The following is an 18,327-nucleotide window of genomic DNA, read 5'->3' as shown; positions in this document are numbered from 1 at the left end:
AAGCTGCACTATTAAAGTGAATTGCGGGTGGTACCGCGGTTGTCTATATGACAGTCGTCCCTATTTTTGGGATGACTGTCTTTTTATTTTAAAGGAGGAATCATAATGAGCTTTAATCATCAAACAATTGAGAAGAAATGGCAGAAGTACTGGTTAGATAACCATACATTTAAAACGACTGAAGACAAGGATAAGAATTTCTATGCATTGGATATGTTCCCATATCCATCAGGTGCTGGTCTTCACGTTGGACATCCTGAAGGTTATACAGCAACGGATATCATTTCTCGTTTTAAGCGTATGCAAGGTTATAACGTATTACATCCAATGGGATGGGACGCGTTCGGACTGCCAGCAGAGCAATATGCAATCGATACAGGGAATGATCCGGCAGAATTCACCGAGAAGAATATTGCGACATTCAAACGTCAAATTCAAGAACTTGGCTTCAGCTATGACTGGGAGCGTGAAATTAATACGACAGACCCAGAATATTATAAATGGACACAGTGGATCTTCATACAGCTGTATAAAAAAGGTTTAGCATATGTGGATGAAGTAGCAGTAAACTGGTGCCCTGCACTCGGTACCGTATTATCAAATGAAGAGGTAATCGATGGTGTATCAGAGCGTGGTGGACATCCTGTTATTCGTAAACCGATGCGTCAGTGGGTCCTTAAAATCACTGAATATGCAGATCGCTTACTAGAAGATCTAGAAGAGCTGGACTGGCCGGAATCTCTAAAAGATATGCAGCGTAATTGGATTGGTCGTTCAGAAGGTGCCGAAGTTGCTTTCGAAGTTGAAGATTCAGAACATACATTTAAAGTATTTACAACACGTCCAGACACAATTTACGGTGCGACATATGCCGTATTATCACCTGAGCATGAATTAGTTGCGGCAATTACATCAGAAGAACAAGCAGAAGCGGTAAAAGCATATCAGGAACAGGCAGCAAGAAAATCTGACCTGGAACGTACGGATCTTGCGAAAGACAAGACTGGGGTCTTTACAGGACGTTATGCAGTCAATCCATTCAACGGTGAACGTATGCCAATCTGGATTTCTGATTACGTATTAGCATCATATGGAACAGGTGCTATTATGGCAGTACCCGCACACGATGAGCGTGACTTTGAGTTTGCAAATCAGTTCGGATTAGACATTAAACCAGTGATTGAAGGTGGCGATAACACGTCAGCTTACACAGGTGATGGTGTTCATATCAACTCAGGTGAACTTGATGGCCTGAACAAAGAGGAAGGAATCAGACGTGCAATCGAGCTATTAGAAGCTAAAGGTATCGGTGAAAAGAAAGTATCTTACAAACTACGTGACTGGTTATTCTCTCGTCAACGTTACTGGGGTGAACCAATTCCTGTAATTACATGGGAAGATGGTTCAATGACGACTGTACCTGAAGAAGAATTGCCACTCATGCTGCCGAAGACAGAACACATCAAGCCATCAGGGACAGGGGAATCACCACTTGCCAATATTGATGAATTTGTCAATGTCACAGATCCTGTAACAGGGATGAAAGGACGCCGTGAGACGAACACGATGCCACAATGGGCGGGTAGCTGCTGGTATTACTTGCGTTATATCGATCCGAAAAATTCTGACATGATTGCAGATCCTGAGCTTCTTAAGAAATGGTTGCCAGTAGATTTATATATCGGTGGTGCAGAACACGCCGTGCTTCATTTACTCTATGCACGTTTCTGGCATAAGGTGTTGTACGATCTAGGCGTTGTACACACGAAAGAACCATTCCAGAAACTATTCAACCAAGGGATGATTCTCGGTGAAGGAAACGAGAAGATGAGTAAATCAAAAGGAAATGTCGTGAATCCGGATGACGTCGTTGCAAGTCACGGAGCAGACACACTGCGTCTATACGAAATGTTCATGGGACCACTAGATGCATCAATTGCCTGGAGTACAAATGGGTTAGACGGTGCAAGACGATTCTTAGACCGTGTGTATCGCCTGCTTGTAAATGAAGATGGCACACTCACTGAGAAGATTACAGAACAACCAGTAGAAGCTATGGATAAAGTGTATCATCAAACTGTGAAGAAAGTGACAGATGACTATGAAACATTAGGCTTCAATACAGCAATCTCACAGATGATGGTATTTATCAATGAAGGATACAAAGCAGAGCAATTAAACATCGACCATATCCGTGGATTCGTGAAGTTATTGAATCCGATTGCACCACACATCACAGAAGAACTTTGGGAAAAACTTGGCGGTACGGAATCAATAACGTATGAAGCATGGCCGGTATATGACGAAAGTAAGCTTGTGGACAGCGAAGTTGAGATCGTAATTCAAGTGAACGGTAAGCTTAAACAAAAAGCAACAATCGCGAAAGATATGGATAAAGCAGAAATGGAGACATTCGCGTTATCACTTGAAGCGGTACAGACAGCGATTGAAGGCAAAACAGTAAGAAAAGTAATCGCCGTTCCAAATAAACTTGTCAATATCGTGGCGAACTAGGAGGACCTATGCTAGAAATCAGTAGTAAAGCATTTATCGACAAACTGCAGCATGAGCCGCTGAACATCATCGATATACGAGAAGACTTCGAAGTACAGATGGGAATGCTGGAAGGTGCATTGCATATCCCGATGAATACAATACCTGAACATCTGAACGAACTTGATAGTGATAAAACGTATTATATCGTCTGTGCACATGGTGTTAGAAGTGAACATGTCACACAGTATTTATCAGAACAAAATTATAAAGTGGTGAATGTTCAAGGTGGCATGGCGGAAATAGAACAATTAATCGAAAGAAGCTAGAGACATAAGTCTCTAGCTTCTTTCGATTAATAGACTAAACACACATGTGACAACTTGATAGACGGTGTCACATGCACAGTCACTTCGATAAAATCAAAAAGATGCCAGAAACAAAGAACGTTTCTTAGGCATCTTTTCGTGATTTTACTCGTGACTAAACACACATGTGACAACCTTATCTGCAACTCAATCCTGCGATATACCCAGTTACGAGAGCGCTCGTAATGTTATAGCCGCCTGTATATCCATGAATATCTAATACTTCACCGCAGAAATACAGGTTGTCGTGCAGCTTCGACTGCATCGTTGCAGGACCGACCTCTTTTACGGATACGCCGCCGCCTGTGACGAATGCTTTTTCTATTGATTGTGTACCGTTTACTGGGAACTTAAATCCTTTCAGTAGTTCGCAAAACTGTTCTACCGCTTCTTTCTTTAAGTGATGGCCGTTATCTTCCAGGTTCAGTCCAGCTTGTTCCAGTAAGAATAATAAATAGCGTTCAGATACGAGTCCTTTTAAGCTGTTTTTAATAGCTTTATCTTTATTCGTATCGATCATTTTTGTAATTCTGTTTTTCAGCGTGCCGATACTTTCTTGTGGAAAACAGTCGATCATCATTGTAATGTCCTGTTTCTTCTGGCTCTTTTGTTCTTTATATACAAACTGTGAGCAGCGTAATGCCGCAGGACCGGAGATACCGAAATGTGTAAATATCATATCCATCTGATGTGTGATGCGTGGTTTGCCGTTCTTACGCAGGACGCTGAGTGCAACATCACGCAAGCTTAATCCTTGCAGCGTCTTTGCTTTAATGAATGGCGCGTTCGAAATTATGGGTACTTCAGTAGGGAAGAGTTCTGTAATGGTATGTCCTGCCTGTTTCGCAAATTCATAGCCGTCTCCTGTTGATCCCGTATGCGGTACGCTTTTTCCTCCTGTTGCGATAATAACATTATCAGCATAGATTTCAGTGTCGTCTTCAAGCCTGACCCCTTTAACCGTGTCCTGCACGAGAAGAGACGCGACCTTCTGGTTCGTGCGGATATCGACGTTATTTTTGGCGAGCTGTTGTTTCAGTGCGTTAACTACGTCCTTCGCATTATCAGACACTGGGAACATGCGGCCGTGATCTTCTTCCTTTAAGTGGACGCCGAGGTTCTCAAAGTAATCGATAATGGCGAAGTTATCAAATGTATTGAATGCACTATAGAGAAACTTTCCGTTTCCTGGTAAGTGCTGTATCAGCTCTTCGTGAGAAACGCGGTTTGTAACGTTACAGCGTCCGCCACCAGAAATCTGGAGTTTACGTCCTAATTTATCTTTCTTATCAATTAAAAGAACGGATTTCCCATTTTCTGATGCGCTGATTGCAGCCATCAGGCCACTTGGTCCGCCTCCGATAACTATGGTATTAAACATATTTGACCTCCTATTTCTAAATATTATACATTTATTTTATGGTAAAATATATGAATTCAGTAGTTAATATTTTTGAATGGTGTTATGATAATAAACATTCAAATAATAGAAAATATATAAAGATAGGGATGAACATATGTCACAAGGGAATTCGCTTGTCAGAAGTACTTTCATATTGACAGCAAGCATTTTTATTACGAAGATTTTAGGGATTCTTTACATTATTCCGTTCTATGCAATTATCGGTGGTGAAGCGAACTTATCACCATATAATATGGCATACCCCCCATATACGGTAATGCTTGTCATTTCAGCAGGTGGGGTGCCACTAGCCGTTGCGAAGTATGTATCAAAATATAATGCAGTAGGGGCGTATAAGGTCAGCTATAAATTATATAAGTCATCACTTGTCGTGATGGGAATCACCGGATTACTTGGTTTTTTAATATTGTATATGATCAGTCCGCTGATTGCTGAGGCTTCTGTATCAAAGGCTGATGGTACGTGGAGTGTGGAACAGATTACGGAGATTATCCGCGTTGTATCATTCGCGGTCATCTTTATTCCATTTCTAGCGACGTGGCGCGGCATCTTTCAAGGATATGATTCCATGGGACCGACCGCTGTTTCTACAGTAATAGAACAGATTGCACGTATCGCATTCTTATTGATCGGCTCTTATCTTGTATTAAATGTTATGCATAAATCTGTGCTGCTTGCAAATGAGATTGCTGTATTTGCTGCAGCAGTAGGTGCATTCAGTGCAATTTTAACGTTATGGTATTATTGGAGAAAGCGTCGTCCTTTCATTTCTGAGATGGTGAATAACGATACGACAGAAACAGATGTATCATATAAAGCAATGTATAAGGAGATTCTTCTATATAGTATTCCGTTTGTTATCGTCAGTCTCTGTATTCCGCTCTACCAGATTATTGATCAGTTTACGCATAACCGTGCATTAACAGCTGCTGGTGTGCCAGGTGAAACGCATGATATGCTGTTAACGATGCTTAATACGACGACAAATAAGCTCGTTATGATACCGACGTCACTTGCAGCAGGGTTTGCAATTAGTCTTGTTCCTTCGATTACGAGAACGCATGCGTCTGGACAGATACGTGAGATGCATCATCAGATTAAGACTTCTCTCGGTGTGCTGATGTTTTTAACAGTGCCTGCTTCGCTAGGTATCATGATTCTTGCAACACCGTTATACACGGTATTCTATAGCTACAATGTAGTGGCGAGTCATCTGCTGTTCTATTATGCACCTGTTGCTATCCTGCTTGCATTGGTCAGTGTGTCATCTGCGATGCTTCAAGGTATCGATAAACAAGCGTTGACTGTATATATCGTTGTTGCATCACTCTTAGTAAAGCTTGCCATCAATTTTCCGCTCATCTATCTGTTCCATACAGAGGGTGCTGTCCTTGCGACTGCAATTGCACTGACGGTCAATATATTATGTAATTTCTATGTCATTAAGAAACATGCTGGATTTAAGTTCAGAACGACTTATAAGCAGATGCTGCAGATCTTGCTTTACAGCTTGATCATGGTCGTTATCGTAGAGATTGCTGTATTGATTATGATCCAATTTCTTGATGTGAGCCAGAAATTTGATGCATTAATCATTTTGGTTATCGGTGCTCTGATCGGTGGCATGGTCTATGCATATCTATCGATGAAATCTCGTTTAGCAGATGCGTTCTTTGGTTCACGCATACAAATTTTGAGAGAGAAGTTCGGGCGATGAGATTAGATAAATTTCTCGGGAACCATGGATTTGGTACACGTAAGGAAGTGAAGCTACTTGTCAAACGTGGTGCAGTGAAGATAAATGACGTTTTAGTCAAGAAGGCGGATATCAAAATTGTACCGGAGAATGACACTGTTACAGTTTATGATGAAGCAGTTGTGTATGAACCTTTTGTCTATATTATGCTGAACAAGCCGGCAGGGTATATTTCAAGTACGAAAGATTACAAAGATGAAACCGTACTTGAACTCATTGACGGATTGGAACATTACGATCTGCATCCGGTCGGCAGGCTGGATAAAGATACAGAAGGCTTATTGATACTAACGAATGACGGTCAATTTTCTCATGATGTACTGAGCCCTAGAAAGCATGTGAATAAGACGTATTTTGCACGTGTTGACGGCTATGTAACAGATGAGACCGTAGAGTTATTTAAAGCAGGTGTTACCTTGGACGATGGCTATAAAGCGATGCCTGCTGAACTTCAGATTGTAAGAGCAGGAGAGATTTCAGAAATCGAGCTTGTCATTCAGGAGGGAAAGTTTCATCAAGTAAAACGAATGTTTAAAGCTGTAGATATGACCGTAATCTATTTGAAGCGTATTAAGATGGGCGGATTACCTTTAGATGAAAGTTTAGCGCCAGGTGCATATCGTAAACTGACACTTGAAGAAATAAATTTCGTGAAAATGTAAGTCATATGTTTAACATGTTTCTGCTAGGGTATAGATAAAGTACAAATTAAACGAAGAGGTGTTATGATTATGGCTAACAACAATAAAGCAGGTTTATTAAGAGCAGCATTAGTTATCGGGGGAACTGCAGTAGCAGCAGTCCTATCAAAGAAAGAAAATAGAGACAAATTATTAGATGAGTATAATAAAGCGAAGCAAGACCCGAAAAGTTACGCAGATACTGCCAAAGAAAAAGCAACGAACTTACAGCAAGTAGCGAAAGAAGAAATTAACAAAGTAAAAGAAGATCCAGAAAGCTACAAAGCAAACTTAACACAAAAAGTTCAGGAAAAAGCAGCACCTTTAGCTGATAAGCTTTCAAAAAAAGATAGCGTCGAAGAAGAAAAGCAGAACTTCGATGACGAAGGTGGCGCAAACAATATCCATATCGTAACGGATAAAGATGTCGCTGATCAAAACCCTAATGCAGTAAGCAAAAATGATCTAAAATAATTTTGTTGTGAGAACACATCACTTGTGATGTGTTCTTTTTTTCAATATTCTGTATAATAGAACTGTTAATATGATAGGAGGAATTATTATGTGGAGAGAAAAAGTAGCACAATATGAAGACAAGATAATTGAAGACTTAACAGGACTTCTCAATATTCGCAGTGTTCGCGATGATAGTCTGGCAGATGAAGAGCATCCTGTTGGTCCGGGACCACGTGAGGCGCTGGATTACATGTACAAATTAGCACAGCGCGATGGATTCAATACGCATGATGTTGATCATATCGCTGGACGTATTGAAGCGGGTAAAGGAGAAAGAATCTTCGGTATCTTAGGGCATGTCGATGTTGTACCTGAAGGCAGTGGCTGGGATACAGATCCATTTAATGCAACGGTTACTGAAGACCGAATCATTGCACGTGGAACTTTAGATGATAAAGGACCGACAATTGCTGCTTACTATGCAGTGAAGATCTTAGAAGATATGCAAGTAGACTGGAAGAAACGTATACATATCATTATCGGTACGGATGAAGAATCAGAGTGGAAATGTACAGATCGCTATTTTGAAACTGAGCCGATGCCTGATTTAGGTATCGCACCTGACGCGGACTTTCCGTTAATCCATGGTGAAAAAGGGTTCTCATCATTTGATATCATTCAGACAAGTGATGAGGAAAGTGAAAAGACACCAGAAGTCGTATTGAAAGCTTTAAAATCAGGTGAACGTTACAATATGGTACCTGATCATGCTGAGGCGCAGTTAAGTGTCAATGAACAGATGGCATATGTTATACAGAGCTTCGAAGGATTCCTAAAGGACTACAGCCTTGAAGGAAAGCATTATGTAGATAATGGTCAGCTGAAATTAGAAATAGAAGGGAAATCTGTGCATGGTATGGAGCCGTTCAAAGGTATCAATGCAGGATTGTATTTAATCCACTTCTTAAATACGCTGGATCTGGATAAGAAAGCGAAAGCATTCGTGGCATTAGGTGATGATAAATTATTTGATTCTCACTTTGGAGAAAAGCTGGATGTTGCAATCGAGACAGAAGAATTAGGGAAGTTAACAACGAATATCGGTATCATCAGCTATACTGATGTGGATGGTGGTGTATATGGTGTCAACTTACGCTATCCTAATGGTTTTGAATTCGACCAAGAGATTGATAAACTTTCACAGACATTGGCACCATACTTTGAAATTGAAGTGACAAAACATCAAGTACCGCATTATGTCGATAAAAACGATCCATTTGTAATGAAGCTACTACAAGCTTATCGCAATCAGACAGGGGATATGACAGAACCTTATACGATTGGTGGCGGAACGTATGCCCGTACAATGGAAAAAGGTGTTGCGTTTGGTGCTATGTTTAAAGATTCAGAAGATCTGATGCACCAGAAAAATGAATACATCACTAAAAAGCAATTATTCGATGCTACAGCAATTTATCTGGAAGCAATACATTCAGTTTGTGTAGAAGAGGCATAGTCAGCTTAAGTAAAAGTTCATCATATGACTTAAAGTAATACTTGAATTAATAGAGAAAAGGATATAAAATTTAAGTAAGACATTAATTTGATCGGAATGAATAAGGCAAGAGATTTTTTCTCGTGCCTTTTCTTTTTTCTTGAAACAGGAGGTGAAACACGTTGGAACATTTCTATCAGCTAGGTTGGACATTAGATTCCGCTGGCGGCGCATCTGGAGAAGCATACATGGCAGAACAAGACGGCAGAAAGCTTTTCTTAAAGCGTAACTCCTCTCCGTTTCTTGCTGCACTTTCTGCTGAAGGTATCGTACCGAAACTTGTATGGACGAAGAGAATAGAGACAGGTGAAGTCGTAACAGCACAGCACTGGAAGAATGGGCGAAGTCTGACGCACATGGAAATGAAATCCGAACGTGTTGCACTACTGCTGAAGAAGATTCATCGTTCGAAACCATTACTTAATATGCTCAAGCGACTTGAGATGAAACCGATGGATCCAGAGCTATTGCTTAATAAGATCAATTCCTCATTATCTCGCAACGTATTAACACATCATACTGTCCGTAAAGCGCTGATCTATCTGGAAGAGCATATGCCGCAGCTAGAGCGCAAGTTCTATACAGTATGTCATGGGGATGTCAATCATAATAACTGGCTCTTATCAGATCAGGATGAACTCTTTCTTGTTGACTGGGAAGGTGCGATGATTGCAGATCCGGCGATAGATATCGGTATGATTCTTTATACTTATGGTGATACCATCGACTGGCAATCTTGGCTTGCAACTTATGGTATTGAATACACACTGGATCTGGAAAAGCGCATGAAGTGGTATACCATCATTCAGGCGATTGCAATGATTGAATGGTACGAAGAGAAGAGTCGCTATCATGATTTGAATGACTGGCTGAAATTTTTAGATGATGTATTAAATTTGAATCGTTTTATTTAAAGGAGTAGCACTATGAGAATGAGAAATAAACCGTGGGCTGAAGATTTTCTTCTGCAGCACGAGGATATTGTAAGTATCGACCTTGCTCGAAAAGATCACATCGTTGACTGGTTTGAACAAGTGCAGCCGATACATATCGAAGTCGGAAGCGGTATGGGCCGTTTTATTACGGAGATGGCTAAAGCGCACCCGGAGATTAATTATATTGGTATCGAACGTGATAAGAATGTCATGATTCGTATCGTAGAAAAAGCAGTGGAACAAAATATTAGAAACTTACGCCTGTTAACAGTAGATGCCGAAAAGCTGACAGAAATCTTTAATGCGGGTGAGATTGATAGAATCTATCTTAACTTCTCAGATCCATGGCCTAAAGTACGTCACGCAAAGCGCAGACTGACGCATGAGAATTTTCTTAAAGTTTATGAAACTATTTTAAATAAAGATGGTGAAATTCATTTCAAGACTGATAATCAGGCGTTATTTGAATATTCGATCGAGAGTATGAGCCATTACGGCATGAAGCTGAAAAATATTAATTTGAATCTGCATGATAATGAACCTGTTGATAATATTCGTACGGAATATGAAGATAAGTTCTCGAATAAAGGATTTAGAATTAATCGATTAGAAGCTCGATTTTAAGAAGCATTAGTAAGATGACTTTATAGCGCATCTTACTAATGTTTCTTTTTTTATTGTTACATTTCATGTAGACTATTATTAAGGAATTCGAATTAACAGGAGGAGATGTTATGGATTTTAATAGAGTGATTGACCGTAGTACAACGAATGCAGTTGCTCATGAAATGCTGTCTAAAGTTTATCAGCGTAAAGATTTAATGCCGTTTTGGATAGCGGATATGGATATTGCTGTTCCAGAAACAATAATACATGCGTTACAGGAGCGATTAAGTCATCCGATATACGGCTATACAAACTGGAATAACGATCAGTTCTATCAGCCGGTTCGTCATTGGTACAAGACACGTTTTGATCTCAATGTATTAAAGCAGGATCTCGCATATGCCCCAAGCGTGTTATTCACAGTTACTGAAGTGATTCGCAGTGTAACAAATGAAGGGGATGGTGTTATCGTTAACATCCCCTCATATAATAACTTCTTAAATTTAATCAATGGAAATAAACGTATGATCGTTGGCTGTGATCTGTATGATGATGAAGATCAATATTCGATGGATTTTGTTCAGTTTGAATATTTATGTCAGATGCCTCAGAACAAAGTGTTCCTGTTCTGTAATCCACATAATCCGACAGGTAAGGTGTTTACCGAAGAAGAGATTTTAAAGATCATCGAGATTTGTGAGAAGCATAATGTCTATATTATATCTGACGAAATTCATATGGACTTCGTTCGTCATGGTAAACATCAGTCACTGGTTAAGTATATGTCTCAGTATGACAAGATGGTTGTTACAACGTGTCTCGGGAAGACATTTAATATTTCAGGCATTCCTCATGCCTATTATATAACGAAGGACAGCTATATGCGTGAATTGCTGCAGACGAAGATAGGAAGTGTCTATGGTATAAGTTCTCCGAATATACTAGGGCTCACTGCAATTCGTACAGCTTATATGGAATGTGGCCCGTGGGTAGATGCACTTAATGAACATATTGAATCAAATATGATTAAAGTAGAGACATTCATTAACGAGCGATTGAGTGACGTCCTTGTATTCCGTAGACCACATAGTACGTTTCTTGCATGGATTAACTTTGAAGCGAGTGGGTTCAGTGAAATGGACGTTCAGGATGCGCTGCAGAATATCGGGCGTATCGCTGTAGGTATCGGGAACACCTATGAACTGACCGAGAGCACGCACTTCAGACTAAATGTTGCGTGTAGCGAAGAGAAGCTTGAACAGGGGTTAGCAGCAATAGAAAAAGCATTCTCATATTTAAAGGAGAATGCTGTAGATTAAAGCGACTGAATTTCAAACACATCTATGAGTTCACCACTATAACAATCAGCGATAAATTCATAAGTCGTGGTCTTCGTATTGATCATCCCCCGATAGACGTGTGTGATAGATCCAAACTTATGAATCTTTTCAGGGGTATAGTTGATTGCTGAACCTGTCACATCCTTATATGCATGTTTCGTCTGGTCGAGTACCTTTTTAGGATGCTTCATTGTCATACGATCTTTCGACATATAAAGTAAAGCGATGATTACAGGAATGATAAGCAGATAACGTTTTTTCATAATATCCCTCCATTTATAAAATATTTTAACATAAAGGAGAACAATCATGACAAAGATAATGGAAACGATCAAAACATTAACAGAATTACATGGGGCACCTGGACATGAATATCAAGTGCGCGACTATTTAAAGGAAAGACTGACAGCATATGCAGATGAAGTACTGCAGGACGGGCTCGGTGGTGTGTATTTCTTAAAGAAGAGTGCAAATCCAGATGCTAAGAAAGTAATGATTGCTGCACATATGGATGAAGTTGGATTTATGGTGACACATATTACCGATAATGGCATGCTTAAGTTCACACCGCTTGGCGGATGGCCTGAAGATGTACTGCAGGCACAGCGTATGAAAGTATTAGCTCGAGATGGGAAAGAATATACTGGAATCATTGGAAGCCTGCCGAAACACTTCAGAACAGGAAATGAAGGGACACCACAAATTTCAGATATGATGCTGGATATCGGTGCTGAGAATAAAGAGATGGTCAATGAAATGGGGATAGCGCCCGGGGATACGATTGTACCTGAAGTTGAATTTAAGCAGTTAACGGATCACCGTTTCTTATGTAAAGCGTGGGATAATCGTTATGGATGTACCATAATTATAGATGTGATGGAACGGTTGAAGGACGTTGCGCTTCCTTTTGATCTATATATCGGGGCGAATGTGCAGGAAGAAGTAGGTTTACGTGGCGCAGGACCTGCAGCAAATATGATTCAGCCGGATGTTGCATTTGTTGTAGACTGTTCGCCCGCAAATGATATGGCTGGAAGTAGCAGCGATAATGGACGACTTGGAGCTGGCACGTTACTGAGAATCATCGACCGCACAATGATATTAAAGCCATCATTCAAGACATTGATGCAAGAAACATATGAAGCACATAATATCAATTACCAATATTATCAGTCTCCGGGTGGAACAGACGGGGGTCAGATTCATATTTCGAATGAAGGTGTGCCGACAGCGGTAGTAGGAGTCCCTGCACGTTATATTCATTCCAATCATACGATATTTGATATTCGTGATTATGAAGCGGCGCGCGATGGTATGCTTGCGCTACTGAGTAGACTTGATGATGAAACGATTCAGTGTTTAAAACAGAATTAATCCGAGTAGTTCGGTAGCTATTTGTTGACTTAAATTATAAATAGTATAAAATAAAATTTATTCTGAGTAAATTGATATGAATAGGAGGATGGAAATGAAAAAATTATTTATAGTATTGACGGCGTTGTTATTTGTGCTTGCCGCATGTGGCAGCAGTGAAGAGGGTTCAAAGAAAGATGGTAAGACACTGACAGTGGGCACTGAAGGAACATATGCACCATTTACATACCATGACAAAGATGGAAAGTTAACGGGATATGATGTAGAAGTTACTGAAGCAGTAGCGAAAAAAGCGGGTTATAAGGTTAAGTTCGTTGAAACACAGTGGGATTCAATGTTCTCGGGATTAAATTCAGGGCGTTTTGATACGATAGCAAACCAAGTCGGAATCAATGCAGAACGTAAAGATAAATACAACTTCTCTAAACCATATACGTATTCTGAGGGCGTATTAGTCGTTCGTAAAAATAACGATTCAATCCAGTCATTTGATGACGTTAAAGGAAAGAAACTTGCTCAGACGTTGACTTCAAACTACGGTAAGCTAGCGAAAGATAAAGGCGCTGAAATTACTTCAGTAGAAGGATTTAACCAGGCGATAGAAATGGTATTATCAAATCGTGTGGAAGGAACTTTCAATGATAAATTATCAGTCCTTGATTATCAGCAACAAAAGAAAACAGCTGATATTAAGCTGATTACGGGTGATGCTGAGAAGAGCCAGTCAGGATTTGTATTCACTAAGAAGACAGATAAGACAGTAATAGAGGATGTTAATAAAGCATTAGATGAATTGCATAAAGATGGTACATTAACAAAAATAAGTAAGAAATGGTTTGGTGAAGATGTTTCTAAAGCTTAATGAAGAACAGCTCCACGCATTAGATGCAGCGAAACAAGCTTTCGAACCGATGTTATGGGGATTGATAAAATACTCAATCCCTATTACTATTGCAACGTTTATAATCGGGCTAATCATAGCGATCATCACTGCATTGATGCGTGTGTCACGTAACAAGTTCGCGCGAAGTATTTCCAGAATCTATGTCTCGATTATTCGTGGTACACCTATGCTTGTACAGTTGTTCATTATCTTCTATGGTATTCCAGAAGTTGGACGACTTATTACGGGAAATCCTGATATTAAGCTGAATATTGCACCTGTTGTTGCTGCAATAATTGGACTCAGTTTAAACGTTGGAGCTTATGCCTCTGAAATTATTCGGGGTGGTATTCTATCGATTCCAGAGGGTCAAAAAGAAGCTGCATATTCTATCGGTATGAGTGAATGGATGACGATGAAACGCATCGTTTTACCACAGGCGATACGTGTATCTATTCCTGCACTTGGTAATACATTTTTAAGTCTGATTAAAGATACATCGCTGCTAGGGTTCATTCTTGTCGCAGAGATGTTTCGTAAGGCACAGGAAGTTGCTGCGACAACGTATGAGTTCCTTTCAATCTACGTGCTTGTCGGCTTAATGTACTGGGTTGTATGTTTCATTATCTCTGTTGTACAAGGGCAGTATGAGTCTCGTATAGAAAGGAAGTATCAGCGATGATCTCAGTGAAGAATGTGGTAAAGAAGTTCGGCGATAAGACAGTGCTTAAAGATGTAGATCTAGAAGTGCAAGATGGTGAAGTGGTCGTACTGATTGGTCGAAGCGGTTCAGGTAAGACGACGCTGCTACGTATGATGAATGCATTGGAACTGCCGACATCAGGCACGGTAACAGTAGACGGTTTAACATATGATAGTAACAACCGCAAATCACAGATTGAAGTCCGTAAAAAGTCAGGTATGGTGTTCCAGAACTTTCAATTGTTCCCGCATATGACAGCGCTAGAAAATGTGATGGAAGGTCTTGTACAAGTCAAGAAGATGAAACAGTCAGATGCGCGAGAAACCGCATTGAACCTGCTTGAAAAAGTGGATTTAACGCATGTCAAGGAGCAGTATCCGATATCATTAAGTGGGGGACAGCAGCAACGTGTCGGTATCGCACGTGCGCTTGCAATGAATCCAAAGGTGATGCTCTTTGATGAACCAACATCTGCACTTGACCCAGAACTTGTACAGGATGTGCTACGTGTTATTAAAGATCTGCGTGATGAAGGCATGACGATGGTCATAGTGACACACGAGATGAACTTTGCGCGCAATGTTGCAGATAAAGTCGCTTTTGTTCATGATGGACGTATCGAGGAAATCGAAACGCCAGAACAACTATTCAATGCACCTCAATCAGAACATTTAAGACGCTTCTTGAATGTGATTGCAGAATAAATTATAAGCACTATATCATTCGATAGCATCAATAGGTAATAAATTTTCCGGATAAATATATCCGGAAAATTTTTATATGAAAATACGTCTATGTAATAAGTAATATGCTATTATAATTGTAATATGTGGGATTATAAATAGAGGGTAAGGGGATAGTATATTGAAGAATCTACTTAAGAGGTGGTTCATAGATGGCATGAGTTACATGGCACTCGGACTATTTTGTTCATTGATTATCGGATTGATATTAGAAACACTGGGGACAGAATTGAAACCGTTCTTCGATACATCATTACTCATTGAAATCGGCCAGCTTGCAAAGAATTGTACGGGTGCAGCAGTTGGTGTTGCGGTAGCATATGGACTTGGAGCTAAACCGATGGTCATCTTTGCTAGTGCAGTGACTGGGATGTATGGTTATGAACTTGGAGGCGCAGCAGGTACATATATTGTGAGTCTGGCAACAAGTGAAGCGGGACGTTTCTATAGTGGGAAGACGAAGATTGATATCATTCTGACGCCGCTTCTAACGCTACTTATCGGCGGCAGTATCGCAAAGCTTATAGGACCGTTGATACAGCAGCTGATGCTATCGCTCGGAGAATTTATTTCATTTTCGACAGGACAGCAGCCGTTATTGATGGGCGTTCTCGTGTCACTCGTGTTCGGTTTGACACTTTCTAGCCCTGTTTCTAGTGCTGCGCTCGCTTTAATGCTTAACATCGATGGAACAGCGGCAGCTGCTGCAACAATTGGCTGCTGCTGTCATATGATTGGATTTGCTGTCACTGCTTATCGTGATAATGGGATTCAAAGTCTCGTAGCCCATGGTATTGGAACTAGTAAAATACAGATTCCTAACTATATGTTAAGACCAATGATCTTAATTCCGCCTGTGATTGCGAGTATCATTATCGCACCGATAATGACCACACTATGGCCAATGCAAAATGTAGCAGCAGGTGCAGGTATGGGAACAAGTGGATTTGTCGGGCAGATAATGACAATTAAGACGATGGGTTCCTCGCTTGAAACATGGTTGCAAGTTGGAGTGTTTCATTTCATATTACCAGGTATTATCAGTTATATTATATATATGATGTTGTTACGAGCGAATATCATTAAACCAGGAGATCAGAAGATCTCGACAGGAGGAGAACGATGAAGGAAATCACATCAGTAGAAATGTTTAGAGAAAGTATCGAACAGCCGACGATAGCTATGTTTACTGCAGGATGGTGCCCAGACTGTCATTTTATTGCACCATTATTGCCGGAAATAGAAAGTGAAAATGAAGCGTATCATTTTGTTTCCATCGACAGAGATGAATTTATTGACCTTGCTGTAGAATATGATGTGATGGGGATACCAAGCTTTATCGCATTTGATAAAGGTACTGAAATTGGAAGATTCGTATCAAAAGACAGAAAGACAAAAGATGAAATCAACGCATTTATAAAAGGATTGTAGTTTAATATCTATTAGTCCGTAGCTCTAAACTGATTACCTTTTAATATAACCTTAGTAACCACTGCTTTTATATGCGGTGGTTTTATTGTACAATGAAAGTTATGTGAGGAGTGTTACAAGTGAATGTTTTTGAAATTAGAGATTACTTAAAAGATGCAATGAAAGAGGAAGCAGTAACCTTTCATTTCGATCGTAAAGAAGAGACTTTAAGGATTGAGCGAAATGATAATCATAAAGGGTTAACGATAAAGCTAGCACCCGTTGCAGCAAAATATAAAGAGAAGAAAGAGAAAATTCTTGACGAAGTACTGTATTATATCAAAGAGACGATTCAAGCGTTTGGGGATGCACAACCTTTTGATGGCCAACCGATAATAATGCCTGTTGTTCGTGCGACGAGTTTCCAGAAAGAACAAAATGGAGTTCCTTTTTTAATTACAGAACATACTGCTGAGACGAATATTTATTACGCAGTGGATCTCGGCAACACTTATCGTCTAATTGATACTGAAGTACAGGAAGCGTTGAATCTATCTGAAGCGCATATTAAGGAGCAGGCTTTATTTAATTTAAATGGTCTGAATAACCCTTATAAAACTGATGTAGTGAATGACAATACATATTATTTCTTTAACTCAAATGATGGATATGATGCAAGTCGTCTGTTAAATAAACAACTGTTGAAGTCGTTTCGTGAGAAGATTACAGGGGAGATGCTTGTCGCTGTACCACATGGCGATGTTTTGATTATTGCTGATATTCAGAACGAGACAGGGTATGATGTGCTCGCTCAGCTGACGATGCAATTTTTCGCAAATGGTCTTGTACCGATTACTTCTTTATCGTTCCAATATGAAGAAGGTAACTTAACACCTGTGTTTATACTAGGTAAGAATAATGCAAAGCGTAATCAAGAAGCAATTCAGCGTATTGAAGCAAACCGCAAAAAATTTGAACAAGAAAAAAACAATAAGGAGTAATCATATGAATCTATTTTATAACGAAATTGTTGGAGATTATTTATTTATCACATTGGAACCTATCGATGGTCCGTTTACGTATGAAACAAACGGGGATATTATCACGATAAAAAAAGACGACCGTGTCGTTGGATATAATGTTAAGGGTGTACAATCATTAAACCTTAAATCTCAAGGTGAGGTTAAATTAACAGAAAGTCTTGTAGATGAAATCAACGCATTACTTAGAGAGAAGGGGCTTGAAACGCCACTCGAAGTTGATTTATCACCGAAGTTTGTTGTTGGCTATGTAGAATCATGTGAGAAGCATCCAGATGCAGATAAATTAAACATTACAAAAGTGGATGTTGGAACAGAAAAATTACAGATTGTTTGTGGTGCAAAAAATATTGCACAAGGGCAAAAGGTAGTAGTAGCTAAAGTAGGTGCGGTGATGCCGAGTGGAATGATGATCAAAGATGCAGAGTTACGCGGTGTGCCATCAAAAGGAATGATATGTTCTGAACGTGAACTTGGTCTGACTGACTCTGAAGAGAAAAAAGGTATTCTAGTGCTAGATGATCACTATACAATCGGCGAAGATTTCTTCAAAGAGAAGTAG

At 39.8% G+C, this 18,327-nt stretch carries 19 protein-coding genes; 17 read left to right on the top strand and 2 right to left on the bottom strand.

Annotation, left to right across the window (positions count from 1 at the left end):
- The first annotated feature begins 102 nt into the window (after window positions 1-102).
- On the top strand, window positions 103-2,514 hold the full coding sequence (gene leuS / locus KYI10_08015; protein ID QYA32328.2) for a leucine--tRNA ligase: 2,412 nt from the start codon (window positions 103-105) through the stop codon (window positions 2,512-2,514).
- An 8-nt stretch (window positions 2,515-2,522) separates the two neighbouring features.
- On the top strand, window positions 2,523-2,822 hold the full coding sequence (locus KYI10_08010; protein ID QYA32327.1) for a rhodanese-like domain-containing protein: 300 nt from the start codon (window positions 2,523-2,525) through the stop codon (window positions 2,820-2,822).
- 175 nt (window positions 2,823-2,997) lie between these two features.
- Here the strand turns inward: KYI10_08010 and KYI10_08005 are convergent, their stop codons facing one another.
- Window positions 2,998-4,242: an NAD(P)/FAD-dependent oxidoreductase gene (locus tag KYI10_08005; GenBank protein QYA32326.1), complete on the bottom strand. Its 1,245-nt coding sequence runs from the start codon at window positions 4,240-4,242 to the stop codon at window positions 2,998-3,000.
- 136 nt (window positions 4,243-4,378) lie between these two features.
- Between KYI10_08005 and KYI10_08000 the strand changes: the two genes are divergently transcribed.
- The 7 genes from KYI10_08000 to KYI10_07970 all read left to right on the top strand — a co-directional run bounded on the left by KYI10_08000 (window position 4,379) and on the right by KYI10_07970 (window position 11,591).
- On the top strand, window positions 4,379-6,001 hold the full coding sequence (locus tag KYI10_08000; GenBank protein ID QYA32325.1) for a polysaccharide biosynthesis protein: 1,623 nt from the start codon (window positions 4,379-4,381) through the stop codon (window positions 5,999-6,001).
- Window positions 5,998-6,702 carry a pseudouridine synthase gene (locus tag KYI10_07995; GenBank protein ID QYA32324.1) on the top strand — a complete coding sequence of 235 codons (705 nt, stop codon included), beginning with the start codon at window positions 5,998-6,000 and terminating at the stop codon, window positions 6,700-6,702. The genes KYI10_08000 and KYI10_07995 overlap by 4 nt, the downstream gene beginning before the upstream one ends.
- Before the next feature lie 69 nt (window positions 6,703-6,771).
- Window positions 6,772-7,194 carry a YtxH domain-containing protein gene (locus KYI10_07990; protein QYA32323.1) on the top strand — a complete coding sequence of 141 codons (423 nt, stop codon included), beginning with the start codon at window positions 6,772-6,774 and terminating at the stop codon, window positions 7,192-7,194.
- Between the two features lie 88 nt (window positions 7,195-7,282).
- Window positions 7,283-8,692, top strand: coding sequence for a dipeptidase PepV (gene pepV / locus KYI10_07985; GenBank protein ID QYA32322.1), 1,410 nt, complete (start codon window positions 7,283-7,285; stop codon window positions 8,690-8,692).
- A gap of 161 nt (window positions 8,693-8,853) precedes the next feature.
- Window positions 8,854-9,645: a phosphotransferase family protein gene (locus KYI10_07980; GenBank protein QYA32321.1), complete on the top strand. Its 792-nt coding sequence runs from the start codon at window positions 8,854-8,856 to the stop codon at window positions 9,643-9,645.
- Between the two features lie 12 nt (window positions 9,646-9,657).
- Window positions 9,658-10,290, top strand: a complete 633-nt coding sequence (gene trmB, locus KYI10_07975) for a tRNA (guanosine(46)-N7)-methyltransferase TrmB (GenBank protein ID QYA32320.1) — start codon at window positions 9,658-9,660, stop codon at window positions 10,288-10,290.
- A 110-nt stretch (window positions 10,291-10,400) separates the two neighbouring features.
- The gene (locus KYI10_07970) at window positions 10,401-11,591 is read left to right on the top strand and encodes an aminotransferase class I/II-fold pyridoxal phosphate-dependent enzyme (GenBank protein QYA32319.1); all 1,191 of its coding nucleotides are present in this window, start codon (window positions 10,401-10,403) and stop codon (window positions 11,589-11,591) included.
- On the opposite strand, the gene KYI10_07965 is transcribed toward KYI10_07970, so the two are convergent.
- Window positions 11,588-11,875, bottom strand: a complete 288-nt coding sequence (locus KYI10_07965; protein ID QYA32318.1) for a hypothetical protein — start codon at window positions 11,873-11,875, stop codon at window positions 11,588-11,590. The two genes, KYI10_07970 and KYI10_07965, sit on opposite strands and share 4 nt — an antisense overlap.
- 46 nt (window positions 11,876-11,921) lie before the next feature.
- Here KYI10_07965 and KYI10_07960 point away from each other — a divergent pair, with 46 nt between their 5' ends.
- The 8 genes from KYI10_07960 (at window position 11,922) to ytpR (ending at window position 18,327) form a co-directional block, all read left to right on the top strand.
- Window positions 11,922-12,986, top strand: coding sequence for a M42 family metallopeptidase (locus tag KYI10_07960; GenBank protein QYA33940.2), 1,065 nt, complete (start codon window positions 11,922-11,924; stop codon window positions 12,984-12,986).
- Window positions 12,987-13,080: 94 nt separating this feature from the next.
- Complete coding sequence (locus KYI10_07955) at window positions 13,081-13,848, top strand: amino acid ABC transporter substrate-binding protein (GenBank protein QYA32317.1); 768 nt, start codon at window positions 13,081-13,083, stop codon at window positions 13,846-13,848.
- Window positions 13,832-14,551 carry an amino acid ABC transporter permease gene (locus KYI10_07950; GenBank protein ID QYA32316.1) on the top strand — a complete coding sequence of 240 codons (720 nt, stop codon included), beginning with the start codon at window positions 13,832-13,834 and terminating at the stop codon, window positions 14,549-14,551. The genes KYI10_07955 and KYI10_07950 overlap by 17 nt, the downstream gene beginning before the upstream one ends.
- Window positions 14,548-15,276: an amino acid ABC transporter ATP-binding protein gene (locus KYI10_07945; GenBank protein QYA32315.1), complete on the top strand. Its 729-nt coding sequence runs from the start codon at window positions 14,548-14,550 to the stop codon at window positions 15,274-15,276. Before KYI10_07950 ends, KYI10_07945 begins: the two co-directional genes overlap by 4 nt.
- A gap of 160 nt (window positions 15,277-15,436) precedes the next feature.
- Window positions 15,437-16,441, top strand: coding sequence for a PTS sugar transporter subunit IIC (locus KYI10_07940; GenBank protein QYA32314.1), 1,005 nt, complete (start codon window positions 15,437-15,439; stop codon window positions 16,439-16,441).
- Window positions 16,438-16,746 carry a thioredoxin family protein gene (locus tag KYI10_07935; protein ID QYA32313.1) on the top strand — a complete coding sequence of 103 codons (309 nt, stop codon included), beginning with the start codon at window positions 16,438-16,440 and terminating at the stop codon, window positions 16,744-16,746. Before KYI10_07940 ends, KYI10_07935 begins: the two co-directional genes overlap by 4 nt.
- A 119-nt stretch (window positions 16,747-16,865) precedes the next feature.
- Window positions 16,866-17,726 (top strand): DUF1444 domain-containing protein, encoded by an 861-nt coding sequence (locus KYI10_07930; GenBank protein ID QYA32312.1) that lies wholly within the window; start codon window positions 16,866-16,868, stop codon window positions 17,724-17,726.
- 4 nt (window positions 17,727-17,730) lie between these two features.
- A complete protein-coding gene (gene ytpR, locus KYI10_07925) occupies window positions 17,731-18,327 on the top strand; it encodes a YtpR family tRNA-binding protein (GenBank protein ID QYA32311.1) in 597 nt (198 codons plus the stop codon).

The organism is Macrococcus sp. 19Msa1099, from assembly GCA_019357535.2.
GTDB classification, from domain to species: Bacteria; Bacillota; Bacilli; order Staphylococcales; family Staphylococcaceae; genus Macrococcoides; species Macrococcoides psychrotolerans.
The sequence above is the reverse complement of the archived record's forward strand: the minus strand, read 5'-3'. Positions and strand labels throughout refer to the sequence as shown.

Coding starts and splice junctions, on each gene's coding strand:
- KYI10_07965 (QYA32318.1), bottom strand. CDS start 11,875: ATGAAAAAACGTTATCTGCTTATCATTCCTGTAATCATCGCTTTACTT.
- trmB (QYA32320.1), top strand. CDS start 9,658: ATGAGAATGAGAAATAAACCGTGGGCTGAAGATTTTCTTCTGCAGCAC.
- KYI10_07995 (QYA32324.1), top strand. CDS start 5,998: ATGAGATTAGATAAATTTCTCGGGAACCATGGATTTGGTACACGTAAG.
- ytpR (QYA32311.1), top strand. CDS start 17,731: ATGAATCTATTTTATAACGAAATTGTTGGAGATTATTTATTTATCACA.
- pepV (QYA32322.1), top strand. CDS start 7,283: ATGTGGAGAGAAAAAGTAGCACAATATGAAGACAAGATAATTGAAGAC.
- KYI10_07990 (QYA32323.1), top strand. CDS start 6,772: ATGGCTAACAACAATAAAGCAGGTTTATTAAGAGCAGCATTAGTTATC.
- KYI10_08010 (QYA32327.1), top strand. CDS start 2,523: ATGCTAGAAATCAGTAGTAAAGCATTTATCGACAAACTGCAGCATGAG.
- KYI10_07950 (QYA32316.1), top strand. CDS start 13,832: ATGTTTCTAAAGCTTAATGAAGAACAGCTCCACGCATTAGATGCAGCG.
- KYI10_07960 (QYA33940.2), top strand. CDS start 11,922: ATGACAAAGATAATGGAAACGATCAAAACATTAACAGAATTACATGGG.
- KYI10_08005 (QYA32326.1), bottom strand. CDS start 4,242: ATGTTTAATACCATAGTTATCGGAGGCGGACCAAGTGGCCTGATGGCT.
- KYI10_07955 (QYA32317.1), top strand. CDS start 13,081: ATGAAAAAATTATTTATAGTATTGACGGCGTTGTTATTTGTGCTTGCC.
- KYI10_07945 (QYA32315.1), top strand. CDS start 14,548: ATGATCTCAGTGAAGAATGTGGTAAAGAAGTTCGGCGATAAGACAGTG.
- KYI10_07935 (QYA32313.1), top strand. CDS start 16,438: ATGAAGGAAATCACATCAGTAGAAATGTTTAGAGAAAGTATCGAACAG.
- KYI10_08000 (QYA32325.1), top strand. CDS start 4,379: ATGTCACAAGGGAATTCGCTTGTCAGAAGTACTTTCATATTGACAGCA.
- KYI10_07970 (QYA32319.1), top strand. CDS start 10,401: ATGGATTTTAATAGAGTGATTGACCGTAGTACAACGAATGCAGTTGCT.